The sequence below is a fragment of the Nocardiopsis alkaliphila YIM 80379 genome, from assembly GCF_000341005.1.
GTDB classification, from domain to species: Bacteria; Actinomycetota; Actinomycetes; order Streptosporangiales; family Streptosporangiaceae; genus Nocardiopsis; species Nocardiopsis alkaliphila.
The window spans coordinates 74064-97026 of record NZ_ANBD01000039.1 but is presented as its reverse complement, the minus strand read 5'-3'; the positions used below and the strand labels follow the sequence as shown (position 1 = coordinate 97026).

General features: G+C 66.8%; 22 protein-coding genes. 8 read left to right on the top strand and 14 right to left on the bottom strand.

The genetic code is table 11. The annotated features are described in order from the left end of the window. Window positions 1-54: 54 nt before the first annotated feature. Window positions 55-447: an SPW repeat domain-containing protein gene (locus D472_RS0105815; RefSeq protein WP_017603562.1), complete on the bottom strand. Its 393-nt coding sequence runs from the start codon at window positions 445-447 to the stop codon at window positions 55-57. Window positions 448-767: 320 nt separating this feature from the next. Continuing rightward, the gene (gene moeZ / locus D472_RS0105810; protein WP_017603561.1) at window positions 768-1931 is read right to left on the bottom strand and encodes an adenylyltransferase/sulfurtransferase MoeZ; all 1164 of its coding nucleotides are present in this window, start codon (window positions 1929-1931) and stop codon (window positions 768-770) included. Between the two features lie 279 nt (window positions 1932-2210). Between moeZ and D472_RS0105805 the strand changes: the two genes are divergently transcribed. The 3 genes from D472_RS0105805 to D472_RS0105795 all read left to right on the top strand — a co-directional run bounded on the left by D472_RS0105805 (window position 2211) and on the right by D472_RS0105795 (window position 4491). Next, window positions 2211-2435, top strand: a complete 225-nt coding sequence (locus tag D472_RS0105805; protein WP_017603560.1) for a hypothetical protein — start codon at window positions 2211-2213, stop codon at window positions 2433-2435. A gap of 267 nt (window positions 2436-2702) precedes the next feature. Then, window positions 2703-3350, top strand: a complete 648-nt coding sequence (locus D472_RS0105800) for a TetR/AcrR family transcriptional regulator (protein ID WP_026117428.1) — start codon at window positions 2703-2705, stop codon at window positions 3348-3350. Between the two features lie 337 nt (window positions 3351-3687). Then, complete coding sequence (locus D472_RS0105795) at window positions 3688-4491, top strand: mechanosensitive ion channel family protein (RefSeq protein ID WP_017603558.1); 804 nt, start codon at window positions 3688-3690, stop codon at window positions 4489-4491. A gap of 164 nt (window positions 4492-4655) precedes the next feature. Here D472_RS0105795 and D472_RS0105790 read toward each other — a convergent pair whose 3' ends face one another. The 3 genes from D472_RS0105790 to D472_RS0105780 all read right to left on the bottom strand — a co-directional run bounded on the left by D472_RS0105790 (window position 4656) and on the right by D472_RS0105780 (window position 6406). Next, window positions 4656-4898 (bottom strand): hypothetical protein, encoded by a 243-nt coding sequence (locus D472_RS0105790; RefSeq protein WP_017603557.1) that lies wholly within the window; start codon window positions 4896-4898, stop codon window positions 4656-4658. Between the two features lie 261 nt (window positions 4899-5159). Beyond that, window positions 5160-5471 carry a DUF6401 family natural product biosynthesis protein gene (locus tag D472_RS0105785; protein ID WP_017603556.1) on the bottom strand — a complete coding sequence of 104 codons (312 nt, stop codon included), beginning with the start codon at window positions 5469-5471 and terminating at the stop codon, window positions 5160-5162. Window positions 5472-5722: 251 nt separating this feature from the next. Then, entirely contained in the window at window positions 5723-6406 is a 684-nt protein-coding gene (locus tag D472_RS0105780; RefSeq protein ID WP_017603555.1) for a ferritin-like fold-containing protein, read from the bottom strand. 602 nt (window positions 6407-7008) lie between these two features. Between D472_RS0105780 and D472_RS0105775 the strand changes: the two genes are divergently transcribed. Continuing rightward, window positions 7009-8544, top strand: a complete 1536-nt coding sequence (locus D472_RS0105775; RefSeq protein WP_017603554.1) for a DEAD/DEAH box helicase — start codon at window positions 7009-7011, stop codon at window positions 8542-8544. A 316-nt stretch (window positions 8545-8860) separates the two neighbouring features. Then, a complete protein-coding gene (locus D472_RS0105770) occupies window positions 8861-9769 on the top strand; it encodes an alpha/beta fold hydrolase (RefSeq protein WP_026117427.1) in 909 nt (302 codons plus the stop codon). 107 nt (window positions 9770-9876) lie between these two features. Here the strand turns inward: D472_RS0105770 and D472_RS0105765 are convergent, their stop codons facing one another. From D472_RS0105765 to D472_RS0105735, 7 genes are all read right to left on the bottom strand, one after another. Then, a complete protein-coding gene (locus tag D472_RS0105765) occupies window positions 9877-10785 on the bottom strand; it encodes an MBL fold metallo-hydrolase (RefSeq protein ID WP_017603552.1) in 909 nt (302 codons plus the stop codon). A gap of 122 nt (window positions 10786-10907) precedes the next feature. After that, complete coding sequence (locus D472_RS0105760; RefSeq protein WP_017603551.1) at window positions 10908-11783, bottom strand: PHP domain-containing protein; 876 nt, start codon at window positions 11781-11783, stop codon at window positions 10908-10910. Window positions 11784-11834: 51 nt separating this feature from the next. Then, window positions 11835-12500, bottom strand: a complete 666-nt coding sequence (locus D472_RS0105755) for a DUF6758 family protein (protein ID WP_051045946.1) — start codon at window positions 12498-12500, stop codon at window positions 11835-11837. Between the two features lie 113 nt (window positions 12501-12613). Beyond that, entirely contained in the window at window positions 12614-14506 is a 1893-nt protein-coding gene (gene typA / locus D472_RS0105750; RefSeq protein ID WP_017603549.1) for a translational GTPase TypA, read from the bottom strand. Between the two features lie 147 nt (window positions 14507-14653). After that, on the bottom strand, window positions 14654-15094 hold the full coding sequence (locus D472_RS0105745; RefSeq protein WP_017603548.1) for a (deoxy)nucleoside triphosphate pyrophosphohydrolase: 441 nt from the start codon (window positions 15092-15094) through the stop codon (window positions 14654-14656). 77 nt (window positions 15095-15171) lie between these two features. After that, on the bottom strand, window positions 15172-17391 hold the full coding sequence (gene recD2, locus D472_RS0105740; protein ID WP_017603547.1) for an SF1B family DNA helicase RecD2: 2220 nt from the start codon (window positions 17389-17391) through the stop codon (window positions 15172-15174). Window positions 17392-17410: 19 nt separating this feature from the next. After that, on the bottom strand, window positions 17411-17812 hold the full coding sequence (locus D472_RS0105735) for an MmcQ/YjbR family DNA-binding protein (protein ID WP_033303229.1): 402 nt from the start codon (window positions 17810-17812) through the stop codon (window positions 17411-17413). 192 nt (window positions 17813-18004) lie between these two features. Between D472_RS0105735 and D472_RS29480 the strand changes: the two genes are divergently transcribed. Next, window positions 18005-18205: a protein kinase domain-containing protein gene (locus D472_RS29480; protein ID WP_017603545.1), complete on the top strand. Its 201-nt coding sequence runs from the start codon at window positions 18005-18007 to the stop codon at window positions 18203-18205. Between the two features lie 17 nt (window positions 18206-18222). Here the strand turns inward: D472_RS29480 and D472_RS0105725 are convergent, their stop codons facing one another. After that, on the bottom strand, window positions 18223-18711 hold the full coding sequence (locus D472_RS0105725; RefSeq protein ID WP_017603544.1) for a hypothetical protein: 489 nt from the start codon (window positions 18709-18711) through the stop codon (window positions 18223-18225). A gap of 376 nt (window positions 18712-19087) precedes the next feature. Between D472_RS0105725 and D472_RS0105720 the strand changes: the two genes are divergently transcribed. Then, window positions 19088-21199 carry a 5'-nucleotidase C-terminal domain-containing protein gene (locus D472_RS0105720; protein WP_017603543.1) on the top strand — a complete coding sequence of 704 codons (2112 nt, stop codon included), beginning with the start codon at window positions 19088-19090 and terminating at the stop codon, window positions 21197-21199. A 70-nt stretch (window positions 21200-21269) separates the two neighbouring features. Here the strand turns inward: D472_RS0105720 and D472_RS0105715 are convergent, their stop codons facing one another. Beyond that, a complete protein-coding gene (locus D472_RS0105715; protein ID WP_017603542.1) occupies window positions 21270-21848 on the bottom strand; it encodes a hypothetical protein in 579 nt (192 codons plus the stop codon). A gap of 382 nt (window positions 21849-22230) precedes the next feature. On the opposite strand from D472_RS0105715, the gene D472_RS0105710 reads away from it, so the two are divergent. After that, complete coding sequence (locus D472_RS0105710; protein ID WP_017603541.1) at window positions 22231-22899, top strand: response regulator transcription factor; 669 nt, start codon at window positions 22231-22233, stop codon at window positions 22897-22899. The last annotated feature ends 64 nt before the right edge of the window (window positions 22900-22963 follow it).

Below are 22963 nucleotides of genomic sequence, written 5' to 3'. Positions count from 1 at the left end.
CCGAAGCCGCCCCACGACGAGGGCGGCTTCGAAGAAGGCCGAGAGGCAATCAGGTCAGGGCGTGCGCGTACTCACCCCGGTCTGTCCGCTCCAGGCCATCTCCGGATCACGTCTGCGGGTCTGTCGTGCCTTGAGCAGGCCCACGACCCCCAAGGCCGCGATGGCGGCTCCGCCGATCCACGCGGTCAACGCGGCCCCCAGGATCTGGGTGAATCCGAGCAGCCACGGCAGGACGAAGAGCAGCGCTCCGCCCGCGATCACACCCATTTCACCGGTCAGCGCGCCGGGACGGGTCAACGACATCACCGCACCGAGGATGACCCCCAGCCCGAGGAGGAAGAACATCCCCCCAGAGAATCCGTACATCCCGTGTACGGTCCAGCTCAGTCCCACGATGAGGCCCAGGGCGATCGCCGCCCAGTCGGCCCAACGTCCCTTCAGGCTCATAACGCCACCTCCCAGAGGCTCCGGGTGCGCCGGTGGTCGATACAGCGACCCGTATCGGGGATTTGTACCCATTCGGGAGCCTTTCAGGGAGGGCCACCACGAAAACACGTCCGGGCGGCGTGGAGAGGATCTCCACACCGCCCGGACCATGGGTGTTCTGGGCCCTGCTCGGTGAACCGCAAAGGGTCGACGTTCGGACGGTGACGGGCGACGGGCGGACCATCACACCGTAGACACCATGGTGCCCCTTGAACCCGTTCCCGACCTCTCAGGTCAGTACGTCCAAGTTCCCGAACACGCCGAAGTGAAGCCGAAGGCGCTCAGTAGCTCGGCAGGCTCGGGTCGATCTGGTTGACCCAGGCCAAGACGCCACCGCCGACGTGCACGGCGTCGGAGAACCCGGCGGCCTTGACCGCGGCCAAGGCCTCGGCCGAACGCACCCCGGACTTGCAGTGCAAGACGACGCGCTTGTCCTGGGGCAGCTTCTCGAAGGCCTTGCCATTGAGGAACTCACCCTTGGGGATGAGCGTCGCGCCCGGGATGTTGACGATCTCGTACTCGTTCTTCTCACGAACGTCCACGAGGTAGATCTCGTCGGGCTTGTCGTCCAAGAGCCCCTTGAGCTCGGGCACGGTGATGGTGGAGTCCGCGGCCGCCTCGGTGGCCTCCTCGGACACCACACCACAGAAGGCCTCGTAGTCGATGAGCTCGGTGACCGGCTCGGTCTCCGGGTCCTTGCGGACCTTGACCTCTCGCCAGCTCATCTCGAGGGCGTCGAAGATGAGCAGACGTCCGACCAGCGGTTCGCCGATACCGGTGATCAGTTTGATGGCCTCGTTGACCATGACCGAACCGATGGAGGCGCACAGGACGCCCAGGACGCCGCCCTCGGCGCAGGAGGGGACCATGCCCGGCGGCGGCGGCTCGGGGTACAGGTCGCGGTACTGCGGCCCGTACTCGTTCCAAAAGACGCTGACCTGGCCGTCGAAGCGGTAGATCGAACCCCACACGTAGGGCTTGTTCAAAATGACGCAGGCGTCGTTGACCAGGTAGCGGGTGGCGAAGTTGTCGGTGCCGTCCAGAACCAGGTCGTAGTCGGCGAAGACCTCCAACGCGTTGTCCGAGTCCAGGCGATCCTGGTGCAGGATCACCTCGACGTTGGGGTTCACCTCCTTGACGCTGTCCCGAGCGGACTCGGCCTTGGGCCGGCCCACATCGCTCTGCCCATGGATGATCTGACGCTGGAGGTTGGATTCGTCCACGACGTCGAAGTCGATGATGCCGAGCGTTCCCACACCCGCGGCGGCGAGGTACAGCAGGGCCGGGGAACCCAGACCGCCCGCGCCGACGACCAGCACCTTCGCGTTCTTCAAACGCTTTTGGCCGTCCATCCCCACGTCCGGGATGATCAGGTGCCGCGAGTAACGGCGCACCTCGTCCACGGTCAGCTCGGCGGCCGGCTCGACCAGCGGCGGCAGCGACACGGTGACTCCTCATGTCTGTTCGGGTTGCCTCGCACCCACACCCGTACCGCAGGGACCCACGGTGGGAGGGGGCGACGCGAAGCCTCTTGCACTTATACCCAACCTAACGGGTGGGGTATTCCATTCCCACCCCGGGGAGGCGTCGCCCACATCGCCCCACGGGATGCCTGATCAGTCCCAACCACGAGGTACGTCCGATTCATTCCGCGCGGGCTCCCTCGCCTCGGCGATGGCCGGATGTAGTGTCACGAGTACCATCGACGACGTTGGGGAGGACTCATGGCATCTTCCGATCAGCGAGGCGACAGACACCGCTCCGACGCCGAGGCGCCGAGCGTGGGCGTTCCCGAGGCCGATGCGGTCGAGCAGCAGATCTCCGTGATCCCACAAGAGGACGGTGACCGGTTCGAGGACGCCTCCCAAGAGGCCTTCGAGGAGGCGAACGAGGCCGACGTGATCGAGCAGTCCCTGGACGCCGGGGACGATGACGAGGAACACCGTTGAAGGTTCTCCCACTTGAACTTCGACGGCCATGGCTCACGTATTCGGTGGCCACTCGACGCCCCTTCCCACCTGCGCCATCGGATTGTCGTCGCGCCTTTGGAGGCCGATCCCTCGCTTCACTCCGCCCACACCCAACTTACGCAGGAGTAAGATGAGGAGAAAGCCGCGGGCCGCGACACGGAGCCGAAGTCGCGCCCGCGGACGCTAGCCGAGCAGATGCCCAGTGAATGGCGTGCATCTGCCATGCCGAGTTCGGAGGGTGTGGGTGTGACAGCTCCTTCAGACGCCCGCGCCCGGGGCACTCGCTTGCCCCGGGTCAGGCGCCGCCGCCAGCTCCTGGCCGCAGCACAGGAGGTTTTCGTCGCCCGCGGATACCACGCGGCGGCGATGGACGAGATCGCGGAACGCGCGGGTGTCAGCAAACCCGTTCTGTACCAGCACTTTCCGGGGAAGTTGGAGCTCTACTTGGCCCTCTTGGAGGAACACTCCGAGGTCTTGGTCGAGAAGCAACGCGAGGCCTTGGAGAGCACCGACGACAACCGTCAGCGTGTCACGGCGAGTTTTCAGGCCTACTTCGACTTCGTCGCGGGCGATGGCGAGGCCTTCCGGCTGGTCTTCGAGTCCGACCTGCGCAACCTCCCTGCGGTCCGGGAGAAGAGCGAGCAGACGTTCCAGCGCTGTGCCGAGTTGATCGGCGATGTGATCCGTCAGGACACGAGCATCTCCGACGAAGAGGCACACCTGCTGAGCATCGCCCTGGTCGGTATGGCCGAGACCAGCGCCAGGTACTGGCTGAACAACCATGGTTCCGTACCCCAGGACGCCGCCGAACAGTTGGTGGCCCGACTGGCTTGGCGTGGAATCAGCGGTTGGGACCTCACCCGCTCGGCCGAGGAGGCCGCTTCCGGGGACTGACCCCGGCGGGAACGTCCACGTCGACCCGGCATCGCAGGGGCCCTCGGGCGTTCGAAAGCACGGTGTGCTTTCGAACGCCCGAGGGCCTTTCGTCTATGAGGGGGCCATGACAAGGTCGACCACGAGTTCTCCCGAATAAGAAAAAGAAATAAATCCATCCCACCTTCAATCTTTCGTAAATTCTCGGCAACCACATCTTCGAATCGATCACAAAAGGTTCGATCTCCGACCTCGGGGTATCGCGGAAATGAGAAGTACCGAGCTTCTCTTCGCCGTATCCGCTCGATCGAGATCATTGGTTCGATGGGCGGTACAAGCGATTCGGAGGTGAAGACGTATGGACATGGGTCAGGGTCTGATGGACGCCTGGCAGGCAGTGGCGAGTTTCGTACCGCTGCTGTTGGGATTCCTGGTGGTCCTCATTCTGGGCTGGTTCATCGCCTGGTTGGTGGGCAAGGGGGTCGCCAAGGGCCTCCACGGCGTCGGACTGGACCGCGCCCTGCACCGTGGCGGCGTGGGAGAGTACTTCGAGCGCAGCCGCTGGACCGCCAGTGAGATCGCCGGAAAGATCGTCTACTACATCGGACTGCTGTTCGTGCTGACGCTCGCGTTCAACGTCTTCGGGACGAATCCGATCAGCACACTGCTCAACGACGTCATCTCGTGGATCCCGAACGCCATCGTCGCGTTGGTCATCATCGTGGTGGCCGGCATGATCGCCAAGGCCGCACGGGATCTCATCAGCGGGGCCTTGGGCGGTCTGTCCTACGGACGCCTCCTGGCCGACATCGCCGCCGTGGCCGTCCTGGCCCTCGGTGTGATCGCCGCCCTGAACCAGATGGGCGTGGCCGTCTCCGTCACCATGCCGGTACTGATCGCAGTGCTGGCGACCGTCGGCGGCATCCTCGTCGTCGGCGTCGGCGGCGGTCTGATCAAGCCGATGCAGGCCCGCTGGGAGAACTGGTTGAACGCTGCGGAGCGTGAAACGGGCAGGATGTCCGAGCAGAGCAGTTACCAGGCCGGCCGGGAGGCCGCGATGAACCGGCCCGGGGCCACGGCCAGGGAAGGCCGGACCGAGGAGAGGGAGGAGGCCTCCACCCTGCCCGGACAGCGCGGGCGTGGCGGCGAGACCACTCCATGAGCGCAGGCCGCACGTGGCCCGTTCGGGGAGGACGGACCACGCCTGGGCCCGGGAGGCCCGGGGGCTCGCCCTAGGGCGACGGAGGAGGGCGAGGCCGATCGGCCTCGCCCTCTTGCCGTGTTCGTGTCGTCGTGTGTCCGAGTTCCCTGGGGTTCGGGATCGGCTCACAGGAATTCGGAGTCGCGCAGCTCCTGCCGGGAGAGGTGTTCGATCCGTCGGAAGGCGAGCACGAGGCTGGCGATCAGGGGAAGGAAAGCCAACCAGAAGACGATGCTCCCGGGCCCCGTGAACACCATCGACGCGAGCGCGACGACAAAAATCAGTGCGAAAAGCGCGAAGTCGACGCGATCCTGCTGGATCAGGACGCCGACGGGTGGGCGCGCCGCCCCATGCCGACCGCTCCTCATTCGCATTCCTTTCTCGCGGCCGTACAAGCCGCTCCGCCAGTTCCGGTGACGCCGGATCCGTTTCGGACCCTTAACACCGTGAATCCCACGTTGCATTCCGCAGGGCCGGTTCCCCTGAGCGGGCCGTGCCGAATCGGCCACCATGAGGCCCGGCACGTTTCAGCCTACGCTCGGTTTCGGCTTTTCGCCGGGGAACCACGAGGGAGGTTGCCGCGAGAAGGCTCGCGTCGAAGATCACACCCGCCTGCGGGTACGACCAACCTAGCGGACGAAACCTCGCTCCTTGGCCAGACGGCAGATCGCGAGAATACGGAGGGTCTCCCAGTCGTATCCCGCGTCATCGGAGTGCCAGCCGCGTTCGAGGCAGCCGTCGAGGAAGCCGTGAAGGTACGTGCCGAGGGTGGTGGCGTCGAGCTCGGCACCGCCGGAGACGATGCCTTCGCACACCTGTGCGGCGTGCTGGTCCAGCTCAGCGCTCATCCAAGGCTCGATCGGGCCCTCGAGAGGGCCGATGCGGTGGAAGTCACGGGTGAGTCCGGCCAGCGGGTGGCGCACGGAGGTCCCACGGGGCATGGAAGTACCTACTCGCGTGGTCAGGAGATGGGAAGTCTCATCGACTATATGTGCTCTGCACCAATGGATCGTAATGAATGTGTTGGAAATTACCCGCTCTTGACCAAGCACTACCAAGCTCAGGCCAAGTGTTCGAAAGAACGACAAAACCAACACACATCGACATCGCGACGGTGCCGGTAGGGCCGTAAGGGCCCGTGGCAAGGCTCTTCCGGCCGAGGACGTGGCAGGGTTCTTCCGGCCGAGGGCTCCTACTCGGACAGGCCCATCGCGGAGAGGCGGGCGAGGTGACCCTCGGTCAGCGAGGCGAACATCCGACTCACCGCGGCGAGGTCACCCAGGCCGGTGGGCTCCTCGTTCTCCTCCGCCTCGCGGGCCAGCAGGGCGGCGAGCTTCGGGCGCTCCACCGCCACTGTCTGTGCCTGGCTCAGCGCCTCGCCCACCAGGCGACGGGCCCACAGGGACAGACGCCCGGCCAGTTTGGGCTCCTTCGCCAAGGCGGCACGTACCTGCCCGGCCACGAACTCGGCCCGACCGGTCTCGGCCAGCACCTTCTCGACCAACGCCTTGGTCTCGGGATCGGCCAGTTCGGCGAGCTTGCAGTAGAAATCGCCCGCGATGCCGTCACCCACGTAGGTCTTGACCAGGCTCTCCAACCAACTCTGCGGCTCGGTGCGCTCGTGCCAGGCGTCCAGAGGCCGCACGAACGGCGTCATCGCCTCTTCCGGATCCACACCGAACCCGACCAGGTGGTCACGGAGCAGGCTGTAGTGCTGTTGCTCCATCGCCGCCAGGCCGGCGAGTTCTCCCCTGGTTCGCAACGACGGCGCGAGCACGGCGTCATCGGCCAGACGGAAGAAGGAACCCAGCTCGGCGTAGGCGAGGAGTCCGAGAAGATCGATCACACCGGGGTCGACGGAAGAGCCTTTGATCATGCCCGTCAGGGTATCGCCAGGGCCCTGGCGGCCCGACCGAGGACTAAACGGTGCCCGAACACGGTTGCACTCGCCAGGAGCGGGTACGGTCTCGGCCGTCCATAAGCCTCGGTGAACCGCTATGTCCACCGGGCGAACCAACAGCTAGACTCTGTGTGATGGCCGGCATGCGCGAACACCGCGCCGCCTACCGCGCCCCTCGAACGCGGGTCCTTGCGCGCGTACCTCTCGGCGCCGCGGAGGCGGGTGCCCGGGGCGCGGGCGCCGAATTCACACGACGTGTCCTCACGACCAGTGCGGCGTGAGGGGGCGATGGTCACGCGCCCAGCGACGCACCGCACACGACAAACCAGCGGATGGAACCAAGAAACCCGCGGCCAGGGCACCCCCCGGGCCGCACGGATCCAGTCGGCAGCGCCACCGCGACCTCCTCGCCCAAGCGAGGACCCGGTGAGCCGCGCCCTCCGCGGCGGTCAGAAGCCGCCCGCGACCGCACCCCGCCGCGGCCACGAACAACGCTGCGGCCCGCCTAGATGGAGGCTTGAGCCCTGAGCAGCACAGACGAGACAACGACGCCCCGAACCACCTTTCGAACCCTTGGTGTGAGCCCTGAGATCGCCGAGGCCCTTGAAGCCGAAGGGATCATCGAGCCCTTTCCCATTCAGGAATTGGCCCTTCCCATCGCGCTGAACGGCAGCGACATCATCGGGCAGGCCCGCACCGGCACCGGCAAGACCCTCGCCTTCGGTCTGCCCCTTCTCCAGAAGGCCCAGGAGAACCCGGGCTCGACCAAGCGGCCGCGCGCCCTGGTCGTGGTCCCCACCCGGGAGTTGGCCATCCAGGTGGCCGCCGACCTGACCACCGCGAGCAAGCGCAGCGGTGGCCGCATCCTCACCGTCTACGGTGGCCGTTCCTACGAGCCGCAGATCACCGGGCTCAAAGAGGGTACCGACGTGGTCGTCGGCACCCCGGGCCGGTTGCTGGACTTGGAGAACCAGAAGCATCTGCGTCTGGACGGCGTCACCGCGGTGGTCTTGGACGAGGCCGACAAGATGCTCGACCTGGGCTTCCTCCCCGACATCGAGCGCATCCTCACCAAGACTCCGAGCAAGCGCCAGACGATGCTCTTCTCGGCCACCATGCCGAGCGAGATCGTCACCCTCTCTCGGAACTACCTGACCCGACCCACGCACGTGCGGGCCGGTGACGACAACGAGATCGACGGCTCCACCATCACCAACCGGATCGCCCAGCACGCGTTCCGCACCCACCAGATGGACAAGCCGGAGATGCTCGCCCGTCTCCTGCAGTCCGAGGACCATGGTCAGAGCATGGTGTTCTGTCAGACCAAGCGGACCTGCGACCGGATCGCGAGCGAACTGAAGACCCGTGGGTTCGCGGCCGCCGCCGTCCATGGCGACCTCGGACAGAGCCAGCGCGAACGCGCCCTGCGCGCCTTCCGCAACGGCAAGATCAACATCTTGGTGGCCACCGACGTGGCGGCACGCGGTCTGGACGTGGACGACGTGACCCACGTGGTCAACTACGAGACGCCCGAGGACGAGAAGACCTACACGCACCGCATCGGTCGTACCGGCCGTGCTGGACGCACGGGCACCGCGGTCACCTTCGTGGACTGGCAGGAGATGCCGCGTTGGAAGCTGATCAACGGTGCGCTCGGCCTGGACTTCCACGAGCCGGTGGAGACCTACTCCACCTCCCCGCACTTCTTCGAGGCCCTGAACATCCCCAAGGGGACCAAGGGCGGACTGGCCGCCGACAAGCGTGGTGAGCACGCCGGTCTGGAGGCCGAGGAGGTCGAGGACATCGGCGACACCGGCCAGACGCGCGGTGGAGGACGTGGTGGCCTTCGAGGCCAAAACGATCGTGGCCGAGATGAACGGCGCGAGCGCCGTCACGGACGCAACCGCAACCGCAAGAGGACCCGCAACGGCGAGACCTCATCCGGGTCCGGGGCGAACACCGAGAAGGCCACCGCCACCGCGTCGGCCACCACGAAGAGCGGTGAACGCCCCGTCGGCGGCTCGGGAGGGTCCGTTGAGGGGGAGGGGGCCCGTCGAGTCCGCCGCCGTCGCCGTACCCGCGGTGGTGCCCGCAGGGACCCCGAGAACACCTGACGTACCTCGGGTTCCTCCCTGATCGGTAGTGCGATCGCCCAAGGCGTGTTCCATGGATGCTGCCCGTCGTCATGAAGATCGCCGCACCGTAGACCTCCGTTGAGGATGGTGGCGGGCGACGGGCGGGCGTATCCAGTGGTGCAGGTACGAGGCCGAAGGAGGAGTTCCCTCTATGCCTTGCCACGCAAGCTCCGTGGCGTCGCACGGCCAGGCCCGCCTTGGTCGGTCGTCGACTGTCGGGAACGCGGTGACGCTACCGCTGGAGCATCGCCTAGCAGGGTAGGTACGCACCGAACATGCCCTAGGGTGGCCCGACGTGAGTACACCTGAGTTCCTCGAACCGCCGCCGGGTGTGCGGCGCACGGACCTGCGTCTTTCGTATGGTCCGGTGGCCGCGCTCCGGGCCCTGCCCACCTCCGGCGGCACCGAACTGTCCCCTGCCGTGCTGGTGCACGGCTTCACCGGCAGCAAGGAAGACTTCATAGCCCTCCTCCAGAGCCTGGCGCAGGCCGGGCGGGAGGTGGTCGCGATCGATCTGCCCGGCACCTATCAGTCGCCGGGCCCTGAGACCCTCACCCCGCCGCCCGGAGTGAGGCTCCCCGACTACCGCCTCTCCTCACTGGGCGAGGTGGTCGTCGAGGTCATGGACCAGGTCGGCGATGGTGGCCCCGTACATTTGGTGGGGCACTCCTTCGGTGGGCTGGTCTCCCGTGAGGCGGCGCTGGTCGACCGTTCCCCGCTCGCCTCCCTCACCCTGTTGTGCTCCGGCCCTGGAGCGTTGAGTGGTGTCTCCGCCGTCCGCGCGCGCAACCTGATCGCCGCCGTGTCGATGAACCCCACCAGTGAACGCCTTCAACAGCTGTGGGAGGAACTCTTCGAGGCCGAGGCGCGCACACGTTCCGCCAAGCCCGAGATCGTCGACTTCCTCCGAGACAGGTTGCTGTCCAGCAGCGCCGTGGGCCTCATGCGGATGGCCGAGGACCTGTTGGGCGCCCCGGACCGGGTGGACGAGTTGGCCGAGTTGGACGTTCGTGCACTGGTCGTCTACGGCGAGAACGATGAGGCCTGGCCCACGTCCGCGCAGGACGACATGGCCGAACGACTCGGCGCCAGGCGTTTGGTGGTCCCGGGTGCGGGCCACTCCCCCAACGTGGAGGCGCCGGAGACCACCTCGAGCGCCCTGACCTCCTTTTGGAACGAGGTCGAGTCGGTCGGCCGCCGCTGAGGCTTCCGTCCGGAGTGACCTCTCCCGCCCTTGGCGCATGACGTGCCGCCACCCGTGGGAACGGATGACGGCACGCTGTGTCCAGGGATCCTCAGGGGAGACCGGGATCAGACCCAGGCGTCGAAGTTCTTGTTCTCGGCCTCCACGGTCGTGGAGGGACCACGGTCCGGCAGGACGCGGGTGTCCGGCGGCAACGTCAGCAGGTTCTCACCGATGGAGGCCAGCTGGGTGGTGTAGTCCAGATAGGTGTCACCGACCTGGCCGGGGCTGCCCTTGAGGAGGGTGTCACCGGAGAACACGGCACCGAGTTGACTGACGTAGTAGCCGACGGTACCGGGGGAGGTGCCCGGCAGAGCCAGGACGTCGATGTGCAGGTCGCCGACGTCCAAGGCACCGCCGCCCTCCACATCGATCTCCGGACGATGCTCCGCGCCGTGGACACGTCGCCAGGCCCGCATCTCGCGAGGGTGCAGGGCGATGTCCGCCTCGGTTTCCTCGGCGATGGTCAGGGCGGCCCCGATGTGCGGGCTGTAACCGTTGGTGCAAGCCACGAGGTAGACCTCACGGTCACCGATGACCTTCATGATCGCCTCGGCGTCGTGGGCCGGGTCGATGACGATGACACCGTCCTTGTCGGCCTCGATGATCCAGGTGTTGTTGAGAACCTCGAACTTCTCGTCACCGAACTCGAACGTGCCGGCGGTGCGCACACGGGTGATGCCGTCGGAGTCGGGACCGGCGACCCCGACCTCCTCGACCTCGTCTTCGTCGTCGGCCTCGAAGGCGGTGGCTCCGGACGCACCGGAGGACTCGTCCTTGGACTCACCGTTCTCGTCTTCGACGTCGACCGCGGCCTTCTCCGTCTCCTCGGAGTCGGACTTCTCGACCTTCTTCGCGTCCTTGTCCTCGGACTCGACCGCCTCGTGGGTCTCCTCTGTGGTGTCCTCCGCGACCTCCGCAGCGGAATCGGTGGCCTCCTGGCCTTCCTGCTTCTTCGACTTCCGCTTCCAGAACACGGTGTCAGACCCTTCGTCCAGATATGTACTGATTCAACACTGTGACCATTGTCGCGCTCTCACACAGTGGTCCGTACCGTATCGAATCCTCGACGCGCCAAGCCCTCTCGGCCACCACTCCCTCAGCCTTTCAAGAGGGAGGCCCCTGTCGCGGGGGCGACGAGCTCCTCGAACGCCTCCGGGGCCGTCGTACGGCGACCGAGTCGGCGACCGGTCAGGGCACCATGGTCGTCGCTGGAGCCGGTGACCACCACACCCAGATCAGTGGCGATCCCGCGCCAGAACTTGGTCTGCGACCGGTTGTGCGAGGGGTGGTCCGCCTCGATCCCGCCCAGGCCGGCCTCGACCATGCGCTCGGCCAACTCGACCGGGACCGCTCCGTTGCTCGCCCCCTCCGCACGCGCCGGGTGGGCCAGGGAACAGACCCCACCCGCCTCACGGACCAAGCGCACCGCACGCACCGGGTCGATCGCGTACCGGGAGGCATAGGCGGGACCGCCCGAGCCGATCCATCGGTCGAAGGCGTCCTGTACGTCCTTGGCCGCGCCCGCCTCCACCACCGCGCGGGCCAGGTGGGGGCGGCCGATCGTGTTGGCGTCGGCGTATTCGGCGTGCCCCGCCCCGGCGATCTCCAGCACCCGTTCCCAGGTCACCTCCACCCCATGCTCTTGGAGTCTACGAACCATCTCCTCCGCCCGGGAGGCCCGGTCGGAACGGACCCGGCGTAGTTCCTCGGCCAACGCCGAAGAATCCGGGTCGAACAGGTAGCAGACCAGATGGACGCTGGATCCCTGGTGGGCACAGGACAATTCCATCCCGGGCACCAAGGTGAACCCGGGTGGCAGGTGTCGGGAGGCCTCCTCGATCCCACCGACCGTGTCGTGGTCGGTCAGGGCGAGCACGTCGAGCCCGGCCTCGACCGCGTACGCGATGACCTCGGCGGGGGTGTCGGTGCCGTCCGAGACCGAACTGTGTGAATGCAGGTCGATACGTGTCACCGGGCGATTGTACGTGCGTGGCCCGGCACCGCGTGGTCCGGGCGAGCCCTCTCAGGCGGTTTCGTCCCTGGGGGCGAGCACCCGACCCAGGAAGGGGCTCGGTGCCCCGAACGGTGGTTCGAGGGCCGGACCACCATCACGCAGGTCCCTCAGGTCACGCAGGGAGTTGATCTCGCACATGAGCATCCCGGTGTCCGCGGAGGCGAACACCACCCACAACCAGTGCGCGAGCGCTTCACCGGTGTAGACGGCGCGGTCTGGGCCCACCTCCAGGTTCCACAGGGCGATCTCGTGCCCGTCGAAGCGAACCTTGGCGTCGGGCGGTCCCTTGTCGAAACCGCTTCCGGGATCGGGCCCCTCCAATCCGGCCAATCGAGCGCCCAAGCCGATCCCGGGGTCCTCCGCGACGATGGCCACCTCACCGACCCCGCCGAGCGGGTTCGGACCGGACAGGGCCACGACGGTCGCGATCGCACCGCTGCGGTCATCACCGACGTCGGCCAATCCGGTGACCACCCAGCCTCCGGGCAGCGGCCACGGGAGCCAGAGGGGGACCTGGGCCTGAGGAAGAAGGACCTCGAGTGTGCTGGAATTCGGGGCGCGCACCCCTTGGAGCGGCGCCACCGGTCCGTGGGCGTCGCACTGCCAGGCGCTGCTCCACAACCCCGGGGGTTGTACGTTGCGCCCGCATCGTGGACACGAGGGCTCGGGTTTCATGTTCTGATCATCTACCCGAGTGGAACCCGTGGAAAACGCGTGACGGGTGGGACACCCTCGTGCCCCACCCGTCGGCCGATCCTCAACCCGGCCGCAAGGCCGGGAAAGCTCCGTTAGCGCTGCTGACGCTTCTTGTTGGCGGTGATACGGGCGCGTTCCTTCTGATCCAAGATGACCTTGCGGATCCGCACGTGCTCGGGGGTCACCTCGACGCACTCGTCCTCACGGCAGAACTCCAACGCCTGTTCCAAGGAGAGCTTGCGCGGCGGCACCAGACGGACGAGCTCGTCGCCGGTGGCCGAACGCATGTTGGTGAGCTTCTTCTCCTTGGTGATGTTGACGTCCATGTCGTCGGCACGCGAGTTCTCCCCGACGATCATGCCCTCGTACACCTCGGTACCGGGCTCGACGAACAGGACGCCGCGTTCTTGCAGGTTGAACATGGCGAAAGCGACGGCCGCACCGGCGCGGTCGGCCACCAGGGAACCGTTGGCTCGTGTGCGCAGATCACCGAACCACGGTTCGAACTTCTCGAACACGTGGTGAGCGATGCCGGTACCACGGGTCTCGGTGAGGAACTCGGTGCGGAAACCGATGAGACCGCGGGAGGGCACCAGCCAGTCCATGCGCACCCAGCCGGTGCCATGGTTGACCATGTTCTCCATGCGGCCCTTACGGACACTGAGCAACTGGGTGATGGCCCCCATGTACTCCTCGGGCGCGTCCACGGTCAAACGCTCGACCGGTTCGTGCACCTTGCCGTCGATGACCTTGGTGACCACCTGCGGCTTGCCGACGGTGAGTTCGTAGCCCTCACGGCGCATCTGCTCCACCAGGATGGCCAGCGCCAGCTCACCACGGCCCTGGACCTCCCAGGCGTCGGGACGCTCGGTGGGCAGGATCCGCAGGGAGACGTTACCGACGAGCTCCTTGTCCAGACGATCCTTGACCAGACGGGCGGTGACCTTGGCGCCCTTGGTCTTGCCGACCAGCGGCGAGGTGTTGGTACCGATGGTCATGGAGATGGCGGGCTCGTCCACCTTGATCAGTGGCAGCGCGACGGGGGTCTCCACGTCGGCGAGGGTCTCGCCGATCATGATGTCCTCGATACCGGCGATGGCCGCGATGTCACCGGGGCCGGCCTTGTCCGCGGGCTTGCGCTCCAGGCCGTCGGTCATGAGCAGTTCGGTGATCTTGACCTGCTGGATGCTGCCGTCGGTGCGGATCCACGCGACCTGCTGCCCCTTGCGGAGCTCGCCCTGCTGAACCCGGACCAGGGCCAGACGACCGAGGAAGGGAGAGGCGTCCAGGTTGGTGACGTGGGCCTGAAGCGGAGCCTGTGGCACGTATTCGGGGGCCGGGATGGTGTCCAGGATCGTGCTGAACAGCGGAACCATGTTGTCGTTGTCGGGCATGGTGCCGTTGGCCGGGCGCTCCACGGAGGCCTTGCCGTCACGGGCGCAGGTATAGACGATCGGAAACTCGATCTGTGACTCGTCGGCGTCCAGGTCCAGGAACAGTTCGTAGGTGTCGTCCACGACCTCGGCGATCCGGCTGTCGGGCCGGTCCACCTTGTTGATCACGAGGATGACGGGAAGCTTGGCCTGGAGGGCCTTGCGAAGCACGAAACGGGTCTGCGGGAGAGGGCCCTCGCTGGCGTCGACCAGCAGGACCACACCGTCGACCATCGACAGACCGCGCTCGACCTCACCACCGAAGTCGGCGTGGCCGGGGGTGTCGATGATGTTGATGACCACGTCCTCGCCCTCGGGCGTGGTGTAGCGAACCGCGGTGTTCTTCGCGAGAATGGTGATGCCCTTCTCGCGCTCCAGGTCATTGGAGTCCATCACCCGCTCGTCGACGTCCTGGTTCTCGCGGAAGACGCCCGCCTGCCAGAGCATAGAGTCGACGAGGGTCGTCTTACCGTGGTCGACGTGGGCCACGATGGCCACGTTGCGCAGGTCGTTTCGGCGGGCGGAGCCCTCCAGGGGTGTGGCACTGGACATGCTTGAAACTCGTTTTCCTGTACTGGGTAGAGACCGCAGGGTGCCACGGCCCGTCACCAGTTTATGCGCTCATAGTGGTTCGAGCGGGAACCGTACGGATCGTCATGGTCGACTTGGTCACCCCTTGGCGGTCGAAGCGGCCTTGCCTCACGATGTCGAGTGTGCCCGGCCGGTCGCTTCCAATAGCGGAACCAGCGGACCCAGGAAGGGACGGTCCGCGGGGAGCCAATCGAGGCTTTGCAACCCGTCGGGATCGACCCAGGCCAGGGCGAGGTGTTCCAGGGGTCGGGGCTCGCCGGCCAGAAGTTCGGCCCGCAGCAACCGGAGGACGGCCGGGCGTACCGACGTACCCCCGGTGAACGGGGCGAGGGGAACGTCGTCGCCGACCGGGGCCCCCGCCCGGATGGTGATCCCCAATTCCTCGCGACATTCGCGAACGAGTGCTTGGGCGGGGCTCTCACCCGGATCGATCTTGCCGCCGGGGAACTCCCAAAGACCACGCAGGGCCGCCGGTTCCGCCCGTTGCGCGGCCAAGACCCTGCCATCACGGACGATGGCGGCACCGACCACGATCAGTTCGTCTCGCACGGTGTCCAGACTAGGAGAAGCCGGCGACGGTCCGGGCTCGTGGAACGTTCGGCCGAGCGGTCCTGGACCGACGGGGTTCAACGGCGCAGCCGGTGGGCGAGGGCGGTGTGGCGACGACCGGAAGAGGCGTTGCGGACCGCCTGGGCCAAGGCGCGGCGAGAGCCCACCAGCACGACCAGCTTCTTGGCACGGGTGATCGCCGTGTAAAGCAGGTTGCGTTGCAGCATCATCCAGGCACTGGTGGTGACGGGGACGACCACGGCCGGGTACTCACTGCCCTGGGACCGGTGCACGGTGATCGCGTAGGCGTGGGCGAGTTCGTCGAGTTCGGCGAAGTCGTAGGTGATCTCTTCGTCCTCGTCGGTGCGGATCGTCACCTCCTGTGCGACGGAATCCAGTCCGGTGACCACCCCGAGGGTGCCGTTGAAGACGCCGTTCCTTCCCTTGTCGTAGTTGTTGCGGATCTGGGTGACCTTGTCACCGACCCGGAAGATCCGGCCCCCGAAACGGCGTTCGGCCACCCTCTCCCCGGACGGGGTGAGCGCCTCCTGTAGGGCCGTGTTGAGGTTCGTGGCCCCGGACGGCCCTCCCTTCATAGGGGTCAGGACCTGGATGTCCCGCAGTGGGTCCAGCCCGAAGCGTCGGGGGACACGGCGGGCCACCACGTCGACGGTCATCGTGGCGGCGGACTCGGCGTCCTCGCAGGGGAACAAGAAGAAGTCGCTCATTCCCTGGAGGTGGGGCGACTCGCCTCGGTTCACTCGGTGGGCGTTGGTGACCACGCCGGACTGTTGGGCCTGACGGAACACGTGGGTCAGGCGAACGTTGGGGATGGGCGAACCCTCCTCCAACAGATCACGCAGAACCTGACCCGCGCCCACCGAGGGCAACTGGTCGACGTCGCCGACGAACACCAGGTGCGCCCCTGGCGGTACCGCCTTGACCAACTTGTTCGCCAGGATGAGGTCGAGCATGGAGGCTTCGTCCACCACGAGCATGTCGCAGTCGAGTGGGTTGTCCCGATCGTGCGCGGCTTCCCCACCCGGACGCAACTCCAGGAGCCGGTGCACGGTGGCGGCCTCGTGTCCGGTGAGTTCGGTGAGGCGTTTGGCCGCCCGTCCGGTGGGCGCGGCCAGGATGACCTTGGCGTTCTTGGCCCGGGCCATGGCGACGATGGAGGCGACGGTGAAGGACTTTCCACAGCCGGGCCCACCCGTGAGCACGCATACCTTCCGGGAGAGCGCCTCCCTGACCGCCTCGCGCTGGCCCTGCGCCAAGGAGGCTCCGGTGTGCCGGTCCAGCCAGTCCAGCGCCACCGGCCAGTCGACGTCGGTGAAGGCCGGCATACGCTCCTCGGGGCCGTCCAAGAGCGCGTGCAGCCCGGAGGCCAGTCCCATCTCGGCTCGGTGGAAGGGAAGCAGGTAGATGGCCTGGACGGGTTCGCCCTCGGGGCCGGGAACGGTCTCACGGGCCACCCCCTCCTCCGCGACGAGTCGGGCCACGCACTCGATGACCAGTCCGGCCTCCACCTGGAGGATCTTGACCGCCGCGGAGATGAGTCGTTCCTCGGGCAAGTAGCAGTGCCCGTCGTTACTCGACTCGGACAAGGTGAACTGGATCCCCGCCATCACTCGCTCAGGGCTGTCGTGCGGGATACCGACCGCCCGGGCGATGGTGTCGGCGGTCTTGAAACCGATCCCCCACACGTCGGAGGCGAGCCGGTAGGGCTCCTTTTGAACCACCTCGATGGAGGAGTCGCCGTACTTCTTGTAGATACGCACGGCCAGCGAGGTGGTGACCTCGACCCCTTGGAGGAACACCATGACCTCCTTGATGGCCTTTTGTTCCTCCCAGGCGTCGGCGATGAGCCTGGTGCGTTTGGGGCCCAACCCCGGTACCTCGATGAGGCGCTTCGGCTCCTCCTCGATGACGTCCAAGGCCTCGGTACCGAAGTGTTCGACGATCCGTTCGGCCATCTTGGGCCCGATCCCCTTGATCAGGCCGGAGCCGAGGTAACGGCGGATGCCCTGGACGGTGGCGGGCAGCACGGTGGTGTAGTCGTCCACGTGGAACTGGCGGCCGTACTGAGGGTGGGACCCCCATCGTCCGCGTAGCCGTAGCGCCTCACCGGGCTGTACCCCCAGTAGGGAACCGACCACGGTGAGCAGGTCGTTGCCGCCCCGGCCGGTATCGACCTTGGCGACGGTGTAGCCGTTCTCCTCGTTGGCGTAGGTGATGCGCTCCAGCACCCCCTGGACCACGGCCTGCCGAGGGGTGGGCTGGGATGTGGTGGCCACTGCTTACCGCCGTCCTTCCTCAGGTGTGCTCGTCGATCGTCGAGGAGCCTCCGTCCAAGGCCGCCGGCACACGGTCTCGGTCCGTCCGACGCAGACCGCGGGCGACCAACCGGTATGAGTGGTCGAGCATGTCCAGGAGTTCGTCGTCTGGGACGCTCCCGTCCAGCCGTACCGAATTCCAGTGACGCTTGTTCATGTGCCATCCAGGGCCGACCACGGAGAACTCGACGCGCAACTCCAAGGCCAGGTCGGGGTCGCACTCGAGGTCGACCATGGCCTGCCCCTCCCCCGATCCCGGAGTGAGCAGCGCGAACATCTTCCGCCGCGCGACCTTGTAGACCAAGGGGCGCGGTCCAAAGGGTTCGTTCTCCTGGGCCTCAGGGAAGCACAGGGCCGCGTCGATGAACTGTTCTGGTCCCATGTTCACCCCGTTCGTCTTCTCCGAGCCGTCATCACCATCGACATTGCCAGAAAGCGAGGACGTTCGGGGCCCGCCGGGAGGGATGAAGGCGCGCGGCACACGCAGACTCGCCCCTTTGGAGCCAGGGGACCCGAGCAGGATCGGTGGCCCTCGGCTGCGCGGACGCGTGGGTTCGGGCGGCGGCGTGGTTGGATGCTCCTGGGGCCGGCGGCGGGGAACGCCCAGGCCCTACGGGCGATCCACTCGGCCGGGGTGGTGCACCGCGACCTGAAGCCGAGCAACGTGGTGACGTCCGCTCAGGGCCCCGAGCCGTTGGACCTCGGGATCGCGCACGCGGCGGAGGGTTCCGACGCCACCAAGTGGCTGCGCCCGCCCCTCCCACCACGCGCCTGAAACACCGGGATCGGGCTCTAGAGCAGCCCGAAGTAGGCACGTCCCTCCTGGGAGAGCATGTTGACCGACATCCAGATGGTGAAGCCCAGCGGCACGGCCATGAGGAGCTCACCGCCGAGCAGGGCCCACACCAGGAGGAGTCCGGCCAGTCCCTGGAAGACCACGGTGCCCCAGTAGACGCCGACGGTGCGGTTGCGCAGGCGCTTGCCCAACAGCAGGGAGAGCGCGCCGTACAAGCCGGTGACCAACGCCATGACGGTCATCATCGCGCGCATCATCTCGGCGTCGACCGCCAGGGCGACCCCTTCCTCGGCCATGAGCGCGGCCTGCTGGTCCAAGGCCTCGTTCAACGCCTCGGCCGGAGCGGCCAACCCCATGAGGAAGAGCAGGGACAGCAGCAGGCCCGACACACCACCGAGGTACATCAAGGTGCGGGTGGTCGTGACCTTGGCCGGCATGGGAGCGTCGGGGCGCATGGCCTCGAAACGAGCGTTGAAGTCCGGCATCCCCTGCCGTGAGGGGACCTCGCCTTGTCCTGGGTCGTGCGGGTCCTGACCAGAGGAAAACACGGACGCCCTCCGAGGGATGTATCGAGAACCGACTGTCCCCTCCATGGTAGAGGTGCGACGCCTTGGGGTTCACGGCCCGGGGATCCCTGGCGAGCATCTTGTCCGAAAGTCACCCACCCAAGGCGACCGTAAGGCGAGCACCGTGACGATGGGCGACACACGGACGTCGAAAATCTCCACGCACACAGGAGATTCTGCAAATCGTAACCCCTTGGCCCGTGCCTCTCCTGTCTGTCCCCTTTAAGGTGAACGGATTCCGTCCCTTACCCCCGGCGGAACCTCCGCACCATCCCCTGAAGGAGCCTCAGCACAGATGTCCAGACTCGTGCGCGTGTCCGGTGCACTGATCCTGACCGGCGCGCTGGTGGTGCCCTTCGCACCCGCCGCCGGCGCGTCCGTTCCGATGGACGCCCCCGAGGGCGCTGCCTTCACCCTCACCGTCCTGCACGGCAACGACCCGGAGTCCGCCCTGCTGCACGCCCCCGCCGACCCGGAGTACGGCGGGGCGGCACGCTTCACCACCCTCCTACGTGATCTTCGGTCCAGTGAGATCGCGGGCGAGGACGTCGGAGACGACGAAGCCGCCAATCGTGGTGTGGTCACCGTGAACTCCGGTGACATGTACCTGCCCGGTCCCGAGCTCTCCGCCTCCCTGGAGGAGGACGCCCCCTTCTACGACGCGATCGTCGCCGCCCACGCCCAGTACGACGCGATCTCCATGGGCAACCACGAGTTCGACTTCGGACCCGACCTGTACGCCGACTTCATCGGCGAGCTCCCCGAGAGCACCAAGGTGGTCGCCGCCAACGTGGACGTGTCCGGTGAACCGGCCCTGGCCGAGCACGAGGCGACGGGGCGCATCGCCCCCAGCACCGTCGTGGACACCGGGGACGAACAAGTCGGCGTCGTCGGCGCCCTCTACCCACCGCTGGCCACGATCAGCAGCCCGCGCGACGTCGTGGTCGACGAGGTCGTCGACCCGGTGCAGACCGAGGTCGATCGGCTGACCACCGATGGCGTCGACAAGATCATCCTGATCTCCCACCTACAGAACATCACCTACGAAGAGCGGGTCGCCCAGGAGCTGACCGGTGTCGACGCCATCGTCTCGGGTGGCGGTCACGAGGTGATGGCCGACGAGGGAGACGCCCTGGTCCCCGGCGATGGGATCACCACCCATCCGGGCACCGGTGAACCGCTCTCCTACCCGTTGATGGTCCAGAACCCCGAGGGCGCCGAGGTTCCGATCGTGACGGCCGGCTCCAACTACAAGTACGTGGGTCGCCTGGTCCTCAACTTCGACGCCGATGGTGATCTGGTCTCGGTCGGTGACCGGTCCGGCCCTGTCGTGGTGGACGGTTCCGTCACCGCCGACCCCGAGATCGAGGCACAGGTCACCAAACCGGTCGCCGACTACGTGGACGAACTCGCCGAGACCGAGGTCGCCCGGAGCGAGGTCGCCCTCGAAGGCCGCCAGGACCCGGGCGTGCGCACCCAGGAGACGAACCTGGGCGACCTGATGGCGGACGCGCTTCTCGACACCGGTGTGCGCAACGCCGAGGAGTACGGCGTCCCCGAGCCGCAGATCGGTATCCAAAACGGCGGAGGCATCCGCAACGCCTCCCTGCTCCCGGCCGGGCCGCTCACCGTGCTGGACACCTATGCGATCGCTCCGTTCGCCAACCAGGTCGCGGTGGTGCCGGACGTGCCTCGCTCCCAGGTCAAGGAACTGTTGGAGCGCGGTGTCGCCTCCGCCCCCGCCGCCGACGGCGGGTTCATGCAGGTCGGCGGGGTCAACTTCGCCTATGACCCAGAACGTACCGCCCAAGAGGTGAACGAGGACGGGGAGGTGCTCACCGCGGGCGAGCGCGTGCGCAACGTGGTCCTGCACGACGGCACCGTACTCGTCGAGGACGGCGAAGTCGTGGAGGGCGATCCCATCAGCATCGCCACCAACGACTTCTCGGCCCGTGGTGGCGACATGTACCCGTTCCGTGGGGCGGACTTCACCGTGGTGGGCTCCACCTACCAGGGCGCCTTGGAGCGGTTCGTGACCTCCACTCTGGAGGGGGAGATCACCGTGGAGGACTACCCCGAGGGCGGTTCCGGCCGCATCGTGATCGGCGACGTCGCCACCACCCCCTCGAACGGCGGCGACGGGGGCGATGATGAGCACGAGGACGACCAGACGCCTTCACCGTCTCCCTCCCCCGACCCGACCGACGGCCCGGACACCGGACCGACCGAAGCCCCGGGTGACGATGGTGGTTCCACCGACGACAAGGGTGGTAAGCCTTCCCTCCCGCTCACGGGTGGTGCCTTGACCGGTCTCATCATCGCGGCACTGGTCGCGGTGGGTGCCGGTGGCGGTGCGCTCTACCTGAGCCGTAAGCGCACGTCGAGCCCGGAGGGGATCGAGGGCTGACACCGACGGACGGCACCGACGTGTGGGCGGGCCCGCCCGTTCCGGGAGGGCCCGCCTGGTGTCCGGATGGTCAGCAACCGACGATGTCCTCCACGTCCTGGGTCATCGCCGTCCGCCCACCCTCGTCCATGCCCGTTCCCTCGAACCAGATGAGCACGACGTGGCAGGCGTTCCGGAGGTCCACCACACCGCTTTCCACTTCGCCTTCCTCCTGACCCAAGAGGCTCAGAACCACCGTGGCTGCGATGAGGGGACCGTCGAAGGAAACGACCCGAACGAGATCCGTCTCCACCGCCATGGTGCAGGTGAAGAGCTCGTCCTCCTCCGCTTCGGTGCCGCACAGCTCATCACTGATGTCCAATCCGGTGTCGAGGCCGTGGTCCTCACGCAGCCCCTCCACCACCTCGTCCGCGGTCATCGACCACGGGTCCGGGGGCCGGGTCGCTCCCTCCGCCGGCTCCAAGGCCGCTTCCCGGGCGGGTTCGGGCGTGGAGATCGGAGTGGGGGAGGGCGCCAGGGCGCGCTCCACCGAAGGCGGCCGGGGAGCCGAGAGTCCGTCCTCGGCGATCCGATCGCCGATCGCCCCGGCCACCGCGAGCCCACCTCCCAGGGTGAAGGCGCCCATCAGGATGGCGATGACGACGAGCATCGCGAGCAGCACCGTCCCGTAAGGCCCCTGTGGCCTTGGAGCCGAAGGAAGCGACCCCTGATGCGGTGGAGGGTCTGGAAGCGAGAAGGACCCTTGAGGGGGAAGCGGCTCCTGGATTCGGTGTCGTCGTGTTGAGGATCCGCGCTCCCCTTCGTCGGGGGATGTGGGGCCGGGGATCACTTGCGAACTCCTCTACCATGTGGTCACAAGATCAAGGCTCCCTGAACGCCTTCCCAATTTCACTGGGAGCATGTAAAGAAAATACTTTACATGGCCAATTGTACTATTTGCCCGTTATGTGATTAGCGTATTTTCAGCCAACCTTGGGCCATCCGGCGCGCATAATAGGGAAATGCGTCACCTGGGACCTACGATCTGCCCCATGACCTGCGTTTTGCTGGCCGAAGACGATGCCTCGATCTCCGAGCCTCTCGCTCGCGCACTGCGACGCGAAGGCTACTCGGTGGACGTGACCGTCAACGGCGTTGAGACACTCGACCGCGCCCGAGCCGGAGACATCGACCTGATGGTCCTGGATCTCGGCCTGCCCGAAATGGACGGCCTAGAGGTGGCACGTCGGCTCCGCGCCGAAGGCCACGGAACGCCGATCCTGATCCTGACCGCACGAGCCGACGAGGTCGACACCGTCGTCGGCTTGGACGCCGGCGCCGATGACTACGTCACCAAACCCTTCCGTCTGGCCGAACTCCTCGCACGCGTACGCGCCCTGCTCCGCCGGGGTGGGGCCGAAGTCCCCGTCGTCCACGGCGTCCGGATCGACAACGACTCCCGCCGAGCCTGGCTCGGTGATCGCGAACTCCAACTCACCACCAAGGAGTTCGACCTGCTTCGCGTTCTGGTTCGTGATGCCGGCAAGGTGGTGACCAGGGAACAGATCATGCGAGAGGTGTGGGACACGAACTGGTGGGGGTCGACCAAGACCTTGGACATGCACATCTCATGGCTGCGCCGTAAACTCGGCGACGACGCCAACCAGCCGTCTTACATCACGACCGTCAGGGGTGTCGGTTTCCGATTCGAACGAGACTGACCCGCCCCCGGGTTCGACACGTTCCTCGGTCGACCTGATCTGGGCCGGACGAACGTGAGGTGAC